This is a genomic window from Streptomyces sp. NPDC020801 (genome assembly GCF_044334385.1).
Taxonomy (GTDB): domain Bacteria; phylum Actinomycetota; class Actinomycetes; order Streptomycetales; family Streptomycetaceae; genus Streptomyces.
Genome location: NZ_JBIRST010000010.1, coordinates 250,836 through 265,424, shown reverse-complemented (window position 1 = coordinate 265,424; position 14,589 = coordinate 250,836). Strand labels below are relative to the sequence as shown.

Sequence of the window (14,589 nt, the reverse complement as noted above, 5' to 3'; positions counted from 1 at the left end):
CGCAACCAGGGTCCTCGCGGCACGCGGCCGCGCGCCGCCGCATGCAGGGGCCGCACCACCGGCGCCCATCCCGCCGCATCGTGATCAGGATTGGGAACGCGCAGGTTGCCTGCCGGGGGTCTGCATCCGCATTCGGTAACCGCTCCCTGAACGTGAGATAGGACAGCGTGCAAGTCTCCGAGATGAATGAGAAATCCGATCGGATGAGCGCGTAAGGGCCTTATTTGAGGTCCGTCTTCGCAGTGCACGACAGGTCCGTCTTGGTGAGTCCGCTGCGCAGTCGAAACAAAAACACTCCGCACAAGCCAATTGTGGCCGCTTCATGCAGGGGAAGCGACCGGATGATGGCCTTTGAGGATAGGTATGTAGGTTGTCGAAACACCGCATAACCAGACGGCGATCCCGTTGGGTCGCGTTGCTGGTGATCTCGTCGTTGCTTGCAAGCGCGGGCCTTGTGGCCCGTCAGTGGGCGTCGCATGCAGGGGCCGCGCCGCCGGCGCCCGTACACACCGCGCCGCCCGACTTGAGCAAGGGGAGTAGCGATTCGCGCGCCGTCCTGCTCGGTATGCCCGACTATTATGGGAGCGGTCTGCGGGCGAGAAAAGCCAAGGTGCTCGCCTATCAGTATGTGCTGCCCTCGGGGCAGGCCAGCAGGATCTCGGTTTATCCCGGCGTGATAACTGACGAGCATGGGAGCCTTCTCAAGAGTTCATGGCCGCCTGTGGCAGCGTCTGGTCCAGAGGCCCAGACCTTCCTGGACAGGATGTGGGCGGACCTGGACGAGATCGCATCCAACCCGGAGGGTTTGCGGCTACTTGAGACGATGGGCCAAGCGTCGCCGCTGCCTTCTGAAGTGCCGTTCGACCACTTCACTAATCCGGACGATCTGTTTAGTACACCGGCAATGAATGTGCTGATTACGCATGCCGACCCGGGCGGCGAGACTGTGACATTGAAGTTGGCGGGCCCGGCGACAGGAGTGTCACTATCCGGATCTTGGGACGGTGAGGGCGCCGGGAGCTCGTCGAATTTCATCCAGATCCGCGACGACACGCCTGGAATGTACACGAAAGAGGGCAGGCTCTTTGCGATGCGCTCTGCAACAGTGCTGTTCCATGAGCTCGTTCACTCACTGCGAAGCGTACTGGGCTTTGGGTCGTTGGACGCATCGAAGAGTCCTGTGCGAGCAGACTATCCCTTGGAAGTGCCGGGCACAAAAGACGCCCTCGGTGTCCCGCGCTACGAGGTGAAGACGCAAAATGCCGAGGAGCTGATCACTCATGGTGGAAGTGCGGGCTTGAGAGAAGTCTTCGGGGAAAAGAAGGCGGCTGGCATTCCCTATGGGATCAAGGCTGATCCGTATGCGGCCAAGTCGGTGCGCATCGCCCTCGAGGCGGCTCGGCGGAGCCCCGGTGATGTGGAGATACAGCGGACGCTCATGGCCCGCCAGTCCGTTGCCCGGAAACCGCTCACAGAGCTGTCGTTCGTCAAGGCAAGCCCCATCCCGCAGCCCTTCCGTTCCACATACGATGTTCCCTCAACTCTGCAGAGAGTCCGGTTCGCCTTGGCTCCAGGTGCCTCATGGAATGCCCTGACACCGGCGGACTACAACGAGCCCACCAGCAGGAATTCCCGTCTGGCCGAGTCGCGCGCCGCCGCTGCGGCTTGCAGTGGTGCGAACCCCGTCGAAGCATGTGCCGCCCCTTCGCGTGCCGCGACTGCCGATGAGGCCAAGGCTGCACGTGCTTTCGAGGAGGCCGACGCCGCGGGGAAAGTGGTGCGTGAGCCTGCTGACCAGCTCATCATTCGAAACCTACCGGCGGATGAGCTTCCGGTGTATGCGCGTGCCGTGGTGGAGCAGAGCGCGCTGGAAGCGCGGGCCGGTTCGGGCAAAGCACCCAGCTTCACGTCCGATCTTGCGGAGACTTGGCGGAACCCCAACAAGGTGTTCCAGCCGTTTGGTGCTTCGTCCGGCGCGGTCGGCGAGAAGACCGGGAGCCTGTCGAAAACGTTGACGAATGGCTGGTCGTTGTTCAACCATGCCGCGACGCCGGCCATGGTGGCGTTGTGGATCCATTCCGTGGTGCAGGCATTTTCGACGGACGCCTCTGATCTGGACAAGGCGGCCGCAACCCTGGCCGTCGTGCCGGTCGTGGGCCAGTTGGTCGGGATAGCCCAAACCTCCGTCAACAAGGACTACGTCGGACTGGCCACGAACCTCATCGTGCTCTTGGCGTCGGCCGCCGAGTTGACGGGACAGCCGGAGGCGGCATTGGTGCTGGGAGTCGCGGGCTTCGTCACGTGGGTCGTGGGCGGCCTGGTGAATGCTATCCAGAACGCCATTGCCAGGAGTGCGCTGATCGACATGGATCAGATCATCGCCAAGCGTGACACCGCCTGGCACGACTTCATGGGCAGCGCCATAAAGAACAAGACCATTCCGGCGCTGCTGGCGGACGCGCAGTCAGCATTCGATGCCGCGCAGAAGCAACTGCTCTGGGGCGCTGATGTGACGATGGCTTCGCTGGACACAGCGGCTCAAACCTCCGGCGACAGTGCAGCGATAGAGGCCGCGCGGGCTGCCAAGGCGCGTCTGATCGCGGAGACGGAGAGTGCTGAGCAAGCACTCCGCAGCGGCTTCGTCAACAATGTGCACCAGGCACTTGACGACGCCCTCAAGGGGCTGAACAACGGAACCGGCTCGGACACCTTCACTGATCTGTACAACCAGAAGGTCGTGCTGCCCGACTGGATGAACTACTACTTCCCCGCGTGGAGTTGCTACTGGGACGACCACGGCTACTGGCACTACGACACGGCCTGCCACGATCGGGAAATCGGCAAGTTCAACCGGTCCGTCCAGCCCGCCTACCCCGACTCCGCGTCGGAGGCCGCCGGCAGGAAGTATGGAAGGACATCTCGTGAGTACAGCAAAGCGCTGCAGGCCTATTTCTGGGCGCATGTGGCTCCGCGGGTGAAGAGCGACGTTCCGATGAACAAGTTCAGCGCCGATGACCTGCAGGCGTACCGGACGCAGGTGGACGACCGAATCAGCGCGGGCAAGATGTTCGCCACGGTGCCCCCATTGGACACCGCTCCCGTGCCGCCGACCGGGTTCACCAACTGCGCGGACAGTCCGCACGACACCTGCGCGGGCAGCCCGGCCGGTACCGGTCAGGTCGCCTTCGGCGCCGCCGGCAGTTACGTCACTGCGCCGCTGCCTTCCGCGGGTCTGGCGTGCAAGGCGTCCTCCTTCGCCGTCGATGCGAACCCGCACGCGCACGAAACGTGCTTCGTCCCAGCCACGGACAACAAGGCCGGTGGGGCCGGCGGATCGTGGCTGCCGGTGGTACGTACCTGCGCCAGGCAGGGCCACCTGTGCGAGGTGAGCGGAACACAGGAAGTCGCCTACGGCGCCGGCGCGAGGTGGATCACCAAGCCCGTCACCGGCTCGATCACCTGTGACAGCCGCGGCTTCGGCGGGGATCCGGACCCGGGTGCGGACAAGAACTGCACCGTCCTGGCCGGCGCTGTGCCCGGCCCGGTGGCCCGGTCGGCTCCCGCGGGCCTGTGCGCCGCGCAGGACGGCACCTGCTACGTGAGCGGCACCACCACGCTGGCCTTCGGCACCCGTGCCGCGGGCGGCTCCTGGATCTACCGGACCTTCGACGAGGCCCACTACCCCCACGGCGTGCCCTGCACCACCGCCACCTTCGGCAAGGACCCCTCCCACGGCCACCCCAACTCCTGCTACACAGCCCGGCCTCAGGCGCGCTTCACCTACTGCGCCGGACCAGGAGGCACCTGCACCGTACCCAACGACGGCATCCACCAGGTCGCCTACGGCGGCGACGGTGCCTGGGTCGTCAAGACGGCGACCCCGGGCAGCACCGAGTGCAAGGACACCACCTTCGAGGACGTGAGCAACCTCCAGGGCAACACCCACAACTACTGCTACCTCTCCGCCTCCGGCGCCGACCTGGTCCTGGGCGACCACGCCTACAACCCCCAGAACGGGGGCAGCGACTGGTACCAGGCGGCCTGCGCACGCGACGGAGACACAGGGCCCTGCGCCACCGACGGCAACGCCGAACTGGCCTACGGCATCTACAACTACAACTCGGGCAGCGGCACCTACTACGTCAAACAGCCGACCAGGAATATCACCCACTGCGGGTACACGGCGTTCACCTCCCGCGACCCCTACCTGAACGTCGCCCACTGCTTCCTGCTCGCCCCGCCCGCCCTCGACTACGACACCACCCAGACCACCTTCACCTACCCCCGGCCCACCCCCGGCACCACCACCCCAGCTCGCGCTTCCTCGTCGAAGCCGACCACAGTCAGCAGCTTCAGCTCCGGTTTCGAGGAGGGAGACCCCAGGGCGGCCTCCGGCGATGTGAACCACGGCCAGTCCCACTCCGGTCAGGCCGCGGACCAGTACATGGGGAATTACGACGCCGCCCCTGGACGGCCCAGCAGCACCGTGGTCTTCGACCTCAGCAGCCACCCCGTTGCCGTAGGCACACGAAAGACCCTCAGCTACTGGATCTTCCCGCTGGGCAGCGCAAACTCGGAGACCTCCATCGCAGCGGTCAGCACCTGCGCCGCCTTGGACCTGGTGTTCTCCGACGGCACCGCGCTGCGCGACCACGGGGCAAGCGCCGGGGGACAGTGCGGGCGTCTCCAACCGGATCAGTGGAATCACGTCACCGTCGATCTCGCAGCCAGCAACAGCAACAAGGTGATCCAGCGCATCTTGTTCGAAGTGCAGGCACCGGCCTCCGGGAACTACACGGTCGTGATCGACGACGTCACCATCGACACCGAACCCAACAACCGGCCCAGCGCCGGCGCCAGCTCAGAATCTCCGGCAGCGAACGGTTGGCGCATCATCCCCGGGGGATCCTTCCCCAATCACCCGCTGGGCGGGGGCGCGACACAGCACGCCCCCGCCCCCGTCGTCCCCATCAACTGACCGGCGAACCCAGCCACACACAACGCCGCTGGACCACGTCCCGGCGAGGAGTCGGTCACTTCTCGCCGGGACGTGTTGGACGAGGCATGGCGCACCAGCAACATCGCGCGCAGCACGGAGTTCCTTGATGCCCCGGCCCGTGAACGGGGTGAAGCGCGAGCACCATATGCGTCGGCTGTCAGATCGGCGCGCCGCCGTCGTGGTCCTTGTGTGCCTGTACCCAGGCGGCCAGCTGGGCGCGGCGGCTGAACCCGAGCTTGCGCAGGCTACGCTGGACGTGGCCTTGTGCAGTACGGACGGAGATCACCAGCCGAGCGGCGATCTGCCGGTCCGTCAGCCCACCGCGGACGAGCAGGGCCACCTCACGCTCCCTTGGGGTGAGAACCGGCGCGGAGGCCGTCGATGGCGCCACCGGGCGCGCCGCCGACCGGCCCAGTGCCCGGGCCACTGCGGACTGGAGCGGCATCGCGGTTCCGATGCGAAGGTGCTCGGTGAAGGCTGCGTCGCCCAGGAGCTTCCGCAGAAGCCTTTCGCACTCGACGTGATGCTCCAGCAACTGTCCGACCCCTGGAAGCGAGGTGCCCAACTGCTCCCAGACCCGCTGTGCCGCACCGAGCAGTTCCGCCGCCTCGTCGGCATGGCCGCCCTCCGCCCTTGCCCAGGCCAGCACCTCCAGGCACTGGGCCACCACCAGCCGGTTGTGCAAGGCGTCTGCCGCACTCAGCCCCAGGCGAAGGATCCGTACCGCCGATCGGGCTTCGCCCTGCAGCCAATGCTGCAGTCCCACGACCCACAGCGCGTAGGGACGCGACCACTGAGCGCCGTTGTCGTCGCACAGGGCCAGGCTCTCCTGGGCCAGGCCGATGGCGCGCGCGTCGCCGCCCAAGCAGCAAGCGAGACTGAGGAGGAACAGGGTGACCCACGTGGATCCGGCGTTCTCCTGGCGGCGGTACTGCGCCAGCGCGGCCTCCAGCCGGCGGACAGCGCCGCGGAAGTCGTCCCGGAAAAGGGCGCACAGACCGGCGAGTTGTTCGGCGTGGGCCCTGGTCGGCGGGTCCCCCAGGGATTGTGCCAAGGCGCGGCACTCGGCCAATCGGCCCTCTGCCGCAGCGGTGTCCCCGCACAGCAGGGCGAGCCAGGCGTCGGCCCACAGAGCGCGGGCCCGGGTGGGGCTGGGGGCGGTGGCCGACGCCAGTGCCTCGGTCAGCCACTGACGTTCCTCAGCCAGTCCACCGGCGCAAAACCGGTGGCTCCATATTGCCGCGGCCATCTCGAGACCGGCCTCCTCCTCTCCCGGCTCCTGGAGACAGAACTGCATGGCGGCACGGATGTTGGACCGCTCCTTTCGGATCCGGGCGGACCACGCACTCTGCCGTCCGGTGAACCACTCCTTGTCGGCCTGCAGGACCAGGGCGCGGAAGTGGTTGCGATGACGGCATTGCAGGGCCAGGACCTCACCGCGGTCACGGAGCCGCTCGAGGCCGTACCGCCGAAGCGTCTCCAGCATGCGGTAACGCACCGGTGAGCCACCGCCGTCCCGGAACAGTACGGACTTGTCCGTCAGTCCGGCCAGCACGTCGAGGATCTCCTCCCGGCGGAGACCAGTGCCGCTGCACACCGATTCCGCGGTTTCCAGATCGACCCCGCCACAGAAGACGGACAACCGGGCCCACAGCAGCTGCTCGTGGGAAGAACACAGGTCGAAGCTCCAGTCGAGGGTGGCCCGCAGGGTCTGCTGGCGGGGCATCGTGACGCCGCTTCCTCCCGTCAGCAGGCCGAAACGGTCGTCCAGGCGTTCGAGGATCTGCTGGCAGGTGAGGACTCGCAGACGTGCGGCCGCCAGTTCGATCGCGAGTGGTATGCCGTCCAGCCGGTGGCAGATCCGGGCCGCCACCCTGCGGTCCTCCTCGGTCAGGGTGAAATCCCCGCTGACGTAGGCAGCTCTGTCGATGAACAGGTCGAGCGCCTCGTTGGGGCGTGCCGTGGAAGGGGAGGAGGCGTCGTCCGGATCTGGGGCCGCCAGTGGAGGCACCGTCAGGAGGCGCTCACCGCTGACGCCCAGAGCCTGCCGGCTGGTGGCGATGATCTGCAGGTGCGGTGCCGACTCCAGCAGAGTATTGGCGAGGACGGCGCAGGGACCCAGAAGATGCTCGCAGTTGTCAAGGACGATCAGCATCCGTTCGGTCCGCACGCGGGCGGCGAGGCCGGCCACTGCACGGTGTCCGAGGCCGTCGTCCAGGTCGAGCGCCTCCAGTAGCAGGTCCGTGAGAGCCTGCTCCGTCTCGACCTCGGCCACGTCGACCAGCCATACCCCGGAGGGGTAGGAGCGCCGCGTGTGGGCTGCCAGCCGGAGGGCGAGTCTGGTCTTGCCCACGCCGCCCGGTCCGGTCAGGGTGAGCAGTCGGCTCTGGGACAGGAGGCGCCGGGCCGTGGCCAGTTCGTGGCGGCGTCCGATGAAGCTCGTCGCCTCCTCCGGCAGGTTGGTGGCTCCTTTTCGCATGACACTCATGTGTGGGGCTGGCCTTTCCCCGGCACTTCGGTTCGGCGGTCAGCGCCGGCGTGGGCGCTGCCCGCGTCCGGTGGTTCCGCACTCGCGCCCCGTCGTCCGGCGACATGCCGCCCATGTGAAGGGCGTCCCCGTGTCCCCGGTCCGGCCGTTCGGCGCTCCGTTCATGTGCCGGTGGTCATTGTGAAGACAAAGCTGTCTGAGTCGTAGTAGTCGGTCAGGTGGGCGAGATAGGTCCCGGGATCAGGCGGATTCCGATCGGAACCCTCCTCGGGGCCGAGCAGGTGGGGGTCGTAGTACCTCCCACCTGCCGTGGGCATGTACAGCAGGCGGTAGGAGGAGGGGGAGCCCGCGGGACGGAAACTCCAGAGCTGTACGTCCTGGTCGTCACCGGCGGAGTAGAAGCAGTCCCACTGCACGACTCTGACGACGTTTCCGCGTCGGAACGTCCCGTCGAGGCACTTTCCGCTGCCCCGGTTGCGCATGAGGTAGGTGCCGTCGCCTTCCGCGACGCGCTCCCAGCGCTGGTACGGCGTGGTGGTGCAGTCCTGCAGCTGCAGCAGGGCGTCGTTGCGTCTGCTGGAGTCCTCGATTCCGACGCACAGCCCCGACCGCAAGTTCACCAGCTGGAAGCCGGCCGGCTTCGGGCGGGGGGCCGCAGCGGCGGCCGTGGCGGTCTGCTTCGGGACGGCGGGCGGGGGAGTGGTGGTCGCCGTGCGATCCTTCGCAGAGGCACTCGGTGTCCCGGTCGGCGTCGATGTCGCGAAAGCGCCGGACGTCAACGTGGCGTCCGTCGTGCTGTTCTGAGCGGTGGCGGCCGGTGTTGCGCGAGACTGTGCGGTGCCGCCTCCCTCGCGGGATGCCAGGCCGGCTCCCACCACGACGACCGCCACCGCGGTGAGGGCCGTTATCGCTCCCGCACGAAGAGAGGCCTTCGGCAGGACGTAGCGGCGGGCGTGCGCCGGGTGGGGGCCGGTCGGCGAGATGACGGTCCCGCCCGTTCCCGCAGCCAGTGGCAGCAGTCCCGCTGTGTCGTCGGTGCCCGTCCTGAACGAGGAGAAGAGCGGCGAAGGGAACGGCCAATACAGGGGGCTCGCCAGGGCGCCAGGTTGCCGGAAATCGATGACGCCGAGGTCGGCCTGCGCCGCGCGGCAACCATCGCAGCCCAGGACGTGCAGATGGAGGTCCTCGGAATAGAGGGAGAGATCCCCACGCGCGATGTCGCCGAGGGAGGCCGCCAAGTGGCGGCACTCACGGGTGGAGGCCCGGGTGGCGTGCTCCCGCAGGTATGCGTTGAAGAGGCCCTTCTGTGCGAGTGCTGTCCTGGAGGTGATGTCAGTGTGTGCCGCTCCCGGAACGGGATCGGCAGGTTCGGCGCCCTCCACGCAGACGCTCCACAACACCGCCTGCCAACGTTCCGGCAGACTGTGGAATGCCCTGAAAAGGGTCGAGTTCCTTTCGGCGGCTCTGGCAGCGCATTCGGGACAGTGAGCTCCCGGCAGCCCCCGGAGCCACGAGGCGAACCCAGGAGTCAGCCCGGACGCACGGCCATCGACTGCACATCGGACAGCCGTTCGTCTCACTGCCGCAACCAGGTAGGGCCGCCACGCCTCGACGGGGCCCTCCCCCGCACGGACGGATCCGAATGCGTGGGTGAATGCCTCGTCCGTCATGTCCTGTGCCGTCTGCGGTTCACGGAAGCACAGGCGGGCATAGGCCATGACGGCCTCCCTGTGCCGACGCGTTATCTCGGCGGTGGCCTCCCACCGCTGTGGATCCTCGGCGTCGCGGACAAGCCGGGAGAGTTCACCGTCGACGGACCGGGTCGCCGCTGGATCGGACACTTTCCTCCTCCGACTGCGCGTTGTGGCGCCGTCAACCGGGAATGCTGGGCGCCGTTGCTCTCCCGAGTCAAACAGCTCAAGCGTCCATGCTGGCACTCCTGTTCGGATATCGAATGCTCGGAACCGTCGCCGGAAATCGGGCGTCCCGGCGAGGAACACGCCCCGTCCAGGGTGAGGCCAGGCCGGTCGTCCGCGCCGCGCGCGTCCCGAAGCCGGTGGGGCCGGGAACAATGGCGGAAAACGCAAACAGGTACATGACGTGTCGTCATAGGCGTTGTGCACCGTGTCGTTCGTGAGCCTTGGAGGGGCGCCGGACAGAACCTGGCGCAGGGACATCCTGCGGACCCCGCTTTCGAGAACCCGAGGACGACTTGATCCCCACCCGTCGGCAACCCACGGCTCGCCAAGGGCGGCATGGGCACTTGGCCCGTTCCGAAGCCGGACGGGCATGGCAGACGACACACGTGCGAGGAGCTCTTCGCTGAATCGCAACAGCCGAAGGGCCATGACGCATTTGCATCGCACGCAGAACACGGCGCGACACGCATCTCTGTGCGTCTACGGTGTGCCACCTGAAAGACGGGACACGTCCGGCTAGTGCGGGCGGTGGGGGAGTGCCGATGTCACCGCAGCAAGGTCCAGGGCACAGGGGCGCACCCGGAGCAGCCGCGACGGCGAGGAGCGACATACATGCCTGAGAGAACGGCGACGAGAGGGACCTCACGGGGGTCTGCCTCACATCGGAGACCGCCGCGGTTCCCCAGGATGCGATTGTCACGAACACATGGCAACGCCCGGCACAGATCGATCCGCTCCACTCTCCTGACTCTGGCCCTGGTTCCCTGCATTGCACTGGCCGGCTTCTGGGGTGCGACCACCAGCCGGGTGCTGCAGGAGGGACTCGATCTCCGCAACGGCTCCAAGGCCGGTCGGCTGCTCGAGTCGCCGGCCATCGGGATGTTCTACAACCTGCAACGGGAACGCGCCCTCACCGCGGTCTGGCTCGCCGACCCGACCTCCACGCACGCGGCCCTGGACAAACAGCGGCTGAAGACTGATGCCGCCCTGCGCACCATGAGCGGACTGTCGGAAGCGCTGAAGAATGCCCCCGCACGCGCGAGAACCAGCTTCCAGCCACTTGCTGACGCGCTCCGGCAGTTCCCCCTCCAGGCGCTGCGTGCCGGTACGGACTCGCGGTCCGTCAGTGATGAATGGGCCGTCGGCGAGTTCACCCAGCTCATCGACCTCGAAGTCGAGGTGGTGACGGCGGTCAGTGTCCAAGTGGACGACGGCTCCCTGGTGGTGGCGGCGGAACCGCTGGGCCTGCTCGTGAACGCGGCGGAACAGATCCAGCAGGCCAACACCGTGCTCGCCCCGGCCGTGGCCACCGGCCGGCTCACGGCTTCGGCGCAGACCCAGTTCGCCATGGCTGTGGGCACGCAGCGGTTTCTGCTGACGTCCCTGTCCGCCCGGCTCTCCGGGGAAAGCCGGATGCTGTTCGAGAAGGTGACCGGCAGCGCCGCCTGGAAGAGGATGGTCTCCATCGAGAACGCGGTACTCAGCCAGCAGCCGGCGGCCGACCGTACCGGGTCCCGGCCGGTCAGGGCCGCAGACCCACCGGCGTGGGCAGCTGCGTGGTCAAACGCGCTCTGGCAGGTGACCGACGATCTCGAACAGTTCACCCAGAAAAGCGGTCAGATCCTTCTTGCGCGCCAGACGGCCCGGGGCAACCAGCTGATGCGGGAGGCCATTACCGTCGGCGCGGGGGGGCTCGTCGCGGTCGTCGTCGTGTCCCTGCTGTCATGGCGTCTTTCCCGGTCGCTGCTCCGGAGAATGGCGGGCCTGCGGCGGGCCACCCTGGAGCTGGCCGTGGGCCGACTCCCCACCCTGGTCGACCGGTTGAACCGGAACGAGACGGTCGACGTCGCGAAGGAGGCCCCTGAACTCGACTACGGCGACGACGAGCTGGGGCAGGTCGTCAAGGCGTTCAACTCGGCGCAGCTGACCGCCGTCCGCAGTGTCGTCGCCCTGGCTGATATGCGTCACGGGCTGGAGAACGCCATCGTGGGTGTGGCCCGCCGAACGCAGAACCTGGTCAACCGCCAACTGACCCTGCTGGACACGCTGGAGCGCAAGCACGAGGAGCCCGACGTCCTCAAGGATCTGTACGAACTGGACTCGCATGCCAGTCAGATGCGCCGCTACCAGGAGAATCTGGTGATCATGACCGGAGCCCATCCGGGGCGGCGTTTTACCGAGCCGGTGTCCATCGTGGACGTGCTGCGGAGCGCGGTGGGAGACGTCGCCGACTATCAGCGCGTCATCCTCCATGCCGACTACACACTCCAGTTCGCCCCGCACGTGGTCGCCGACATCATCCGTCTGGTGACCGAACTCGTCGACAACGCCGCGACCTTCTCGCCTCCGGTCTTCCCTGTTTCGATCGAGGTGGCGCTGGTCAGCAGGGGGCTCGTCATCGAGATCGAGGACCGCGGCTTCGGCATGAGCGATGACGCCTACGCCGAGGCGAACAGGAAGCTCACCCAACCACCTCTCTTCGACGTCTTCGCCCTCGCTGAGGACGCTCGTGTGGGCCTGTTCGTGGTCGCCAGACTGGCGGCCAAACACGGCATCAGGACGACACTGCGGCCGTCCCCGTTCGGTGGTATGTCCGCCATCGTGCTTGTCCCGGCGGCACTGGTGGTCGGTGCCCCGCCGCTGGAGGAACTCGGAGGCGCCGGCCAAGACGCCGCCGACGACTCCGAGAGTCCCCCGCCGCTTTCGGCCCAGGGGCCTCTTACGAAGGTGGAGCCGCACCATTCCTCCGCCTCGCCTTCCCGCCGGCTGCCGCGGCGCGTCCCCCAGAAGAGTCCGATCAAGGAGGTGAGGTCCGGAGCCACCGCTCCCGGAGGGCCGGACCGGTCTCCGGGCTCGCCGGTGACCGCCGAACGTCTGGCCAGGACGATGTCGGCGTTCCAGCGCGGAACGACGCACGCACGCGACTTGGGTGGCCAGCACCCTCGCAACACATCGCTCCCCCCGAAGGAATCCTGATGATCTCTCGTCCTGAAAACGCCACCGGGAACGACACCGCGCTCGAGCTTCTGCTGACAAGTCTGGTCGAGCGAATGGCGCACGTGCGCCACGCCGTCGTCGTGTCCGAGGACGGTCTGGTCGTCAGCCGGTCCACGTCCGTGGAGCGCGCCGCCGCGGAACGCCTCGCGGCCACGGCATCGGGACTCGTGAGCCTGGCCGGCGGCCTCTGCGCCGAGTTCGGCGGCGAGCAGGTGCTGCAGACACTGATCGAGATGCGGGAAGGTTTCGTCCTCCTCACCTCTGCGGGGACCGGCGCGCACCTCGCCGTGCTCGCCTCCGCCCAAGCAGACGTAGGCGCCGTGGTTTTCGAGATGAACATGCTCGTCAGGAAGATCGGCAATCAGCTCAGCGCACCTGAGCGTGACGAACGCGCCTCCCGAACCTGACCGTGACGTTGCGAGACATGAACCCACACATCGCTCAGCCGGGCGATGCGACACCACGCCACGCCGTCTGCCGCCTGGTTCGCCCCTTCACCCTGGTCGGCGGCCGCACCCGGCCGACACGGGATGTCTTCACCCTCATCACCCTCGTCACCACAGTGGATGCTCCCGCACCCCACTCCCCGCGCCCTCTCTCCCCGGAGCAACGGGAGATCCTGCTGATGTGCACCACGCCCAAGGCGGTCGCCGAGGTCGCCGCCCGCCTGGACCTGCCGGTCTCGGTGGCCACCGTCATGTTGTCCGACATGCTGGACGAAGGACTGGTGACCGCTCATCCGCCGGACGGTGCTGAGGAGGGCCCTGGGCCCGCACTGCTGCGCAGAGTGAGGGAGGGCCTTGCACGATTGTGACCGCGAGCCCGTGCGATCACACATGGCTGTCGGCCTGTCGGAGCCGACAGGCCGACAGCAACGGGGAGGCGTCACGCCCCAAGCGGGTCGGTGTCCTTGCAGATCTCGGCCGTACTGTCGGACGTGCACAGGACGATGTTGCTGTGCTGGTTGTCCGTGCCCTCCGCGACGGGGGTCGTGGCGCTTCCGGGGCCGGTCCACGAGGTCCCGAGGTCACTGACGACCGTCCATGTCCCCGTCACCCTCTTGGACAGCTGGGCGCGCAGGATCCAGCCGTGCTCACCGGGCTTGATGTGGAGCGTGGCGGTACCGGTCTGGGTGTCGGACACCGAATCGGCTCGCGAGTGTGTGAACGTGTACGCCACGGAAGTCCTGACCGTGGTCTCGACAGGTCCTCCCACCTTGAGATCCACTCCAAGCGTGACCATGACGGAGTTGCTGATCGTGACGGTGGTCCCGGTCGTATGGCTCCAGCTCACCGACTGGTCTGCGGGGAGTGTTGTGTCGTTCGACACCGTTCCGCTTTCAGGCGTCACGTTCGTGTAGGTGCCAGGGGCAGCGCTGTCGCTGTGGTCTTGATCCACCACGTACGATGCTGATCTGATGCCGCCGAGCCCCTGGTCGTACTGCGTGAGTGCGTATTGCATGGCCAGGTCATCGAGCTGCCCGTCAACGGCGTCCTGGTTGTGATGGGTCTGCGTGTCGCTGTTGACATCTACCGGGTCGGTCTTTCTGATACTCCACGTCTGGTTGGGATGGTCGGTTCCGCAGTCGTGGAGGCCCACCGAGGTGGATTCGGCTGTATTGCCGAAATAGTCGTCCAGACACTTGTTGCTGTTGACGTTGCGCAGGATCCATGTCTTGTAGCCGTAGGTGTTGTCCTTGGTGTCCGACGGCTGGACATACCAGTTTTGCTTCGGGTTCTTCGCGTCGCAGTACCCCGACTGACCGTAACCGACGTTGTCGTCGTCTGTGTTGTAGTCGAGGCAGTTATTGGTGGTGTCGTTTCGGATCTGGAAGCTGCCGCTGCCGTTCGGGTTGGGGACGAACGTCCAGGAGTCCTCTGCGGGGTGTATCCGCAGGACCGTCTCGGTGCGGCCGTTCGGGAAGTCGCTCTTCAAGTCCAGGGCCGGCCAGCCCGCCGTGTCCCGTGTCAGGAAGGACCGGATGTCCACTCCCCGGATGTCGGACAGGGAGTCCGCGTGCGCGATTCCCGCCATGAGCGGTGACACCGCGACGCCGAGCGTTCCCAAGGCCAGGGTGAGAAGCGCGGCCATGATGCACGGCCCCGTCTTGCTGGCGGGCGAATCAGTGATCAAGAGTTGTACCCCCTCTGGTTCAGGTGCGAACGGAATGCAGTGCTGTTCCGCAG

7 protein-coding genes are annotated in these 14,589 nt (G+C 66.9%); 4 read left to right on the top strand and 3 right to left on the bottom strand.

The window, feature by feature from the left end; translation table 11 throughout:
- Positions 1-565: 565 nt before the first annotated feature.
- Positions 566-4,978: a hypothetical protein gene (locus tag ACH4UM_RS22475; RefSeq protein ID WP_398181971.1), complete on the top strand. Its 4,413-nt coding sequence runs from the start codon at positions 566-568 to the stop codon at positions 4,976-4,978.
- A 178-nt stretch (positions 4,979-5,156) separates the two neighbouring features.
- Here ACH4UM_RS22475 and ACH4UM_RS22470 read toward each other — a convergent pair whose 3' ends face one another.
- Positions 5,157-7,478 (bottom strand): ATP-binding protein, encoded by a 2,322-nt coding sequence (locus ACH4UM_RS22470; protein WP_398181968.1) that lies wholly within the window; start codon positions 7,476-7,478, stop codon positions 5,157-5,159.
- Positions 7,479-7,648: 170 nt separating this feature from the next.
- Positions 7,649-9,487, bottom strand: a complete 1,839-nt coding sequence (locus ACH4UM_RS22465; protein WP_398181966.1) for an RICIN domain-containing protein — start codon at positions 9,485-9,487, stop codon at positions 7,649-7,651.
- Positions 9,488-10,099: 612 nt separating this feature from the next.
- On the opposite strand from ACH4UM_RS22465, the gene ACH4UM_RS22460 reads away from it, so the two are divergent.
- Genes ACH4UM_RS22460 through ACH4UM_RS22450 form a run of 3 tightly spaced genes read left to right on the top strand, consistent with a single transcriptional unit; the run spans position 10,100 to position 13,217 of the window.
- Positions 10,100-12,382 carry a nitrate- and nitrite sensing domain-containing protein gene (locus tag ACH4UM_RS22460; RefSeq protein WP_398181963.1) on the top strand — a complete coding sequence of 761 codons (2,283 nt, stop codon included), beginning with the start codon at positions 10,100-10,102 and terminating at the stop codon, positions 12,380-12,382.
- 2 nt (positions 12,383-12,384) lie between these two features.
- Entirely contained in the window at positions 12,385-12,810 is a 426-nt protein-coding gene (locus ACH4UM_RS22455; RefSeq protein WP_398182120.1) for a roadblock/LC7 domain-containing protein, read from the top strand.
- Between the two features lie 17 nt (positions 12,811-12,827).
- The gene (locus tag ACH4UM_RS22450) at positions 12,828-13,217 is read left to right on the top strand and encodes a DUF742 domain-containing protein (protein ID WP_398181960.1); all 390 of its coding nucleotides are present in this window, start codon (positions 12,828-12,830) and stop codon (positions 13,215-13,217) included.
- A gap of 71 nt (positions 13,218-13,288) precedes the next feature.
- On the opposite strand, the gene ACH4UM_RS22445 is transcribed toward ACH4UM_RS22450, so the two are convergent.
- Positions 13,289-14,494 carry an RICIN domain-containing protein gene (locus tag ACH4UM_RS22445; RefSeq protein WP_398181959.1) on the bottom strand — a complete coding sequence of 402 codons (1,206 nt, stop codon included), beginning with the start codon at positions 14,492-14,494 and terminating at the stop codon, positions 13,289-13,291.
- Positions 14,495-14,589: the final 95 nt, after the last annotated feature.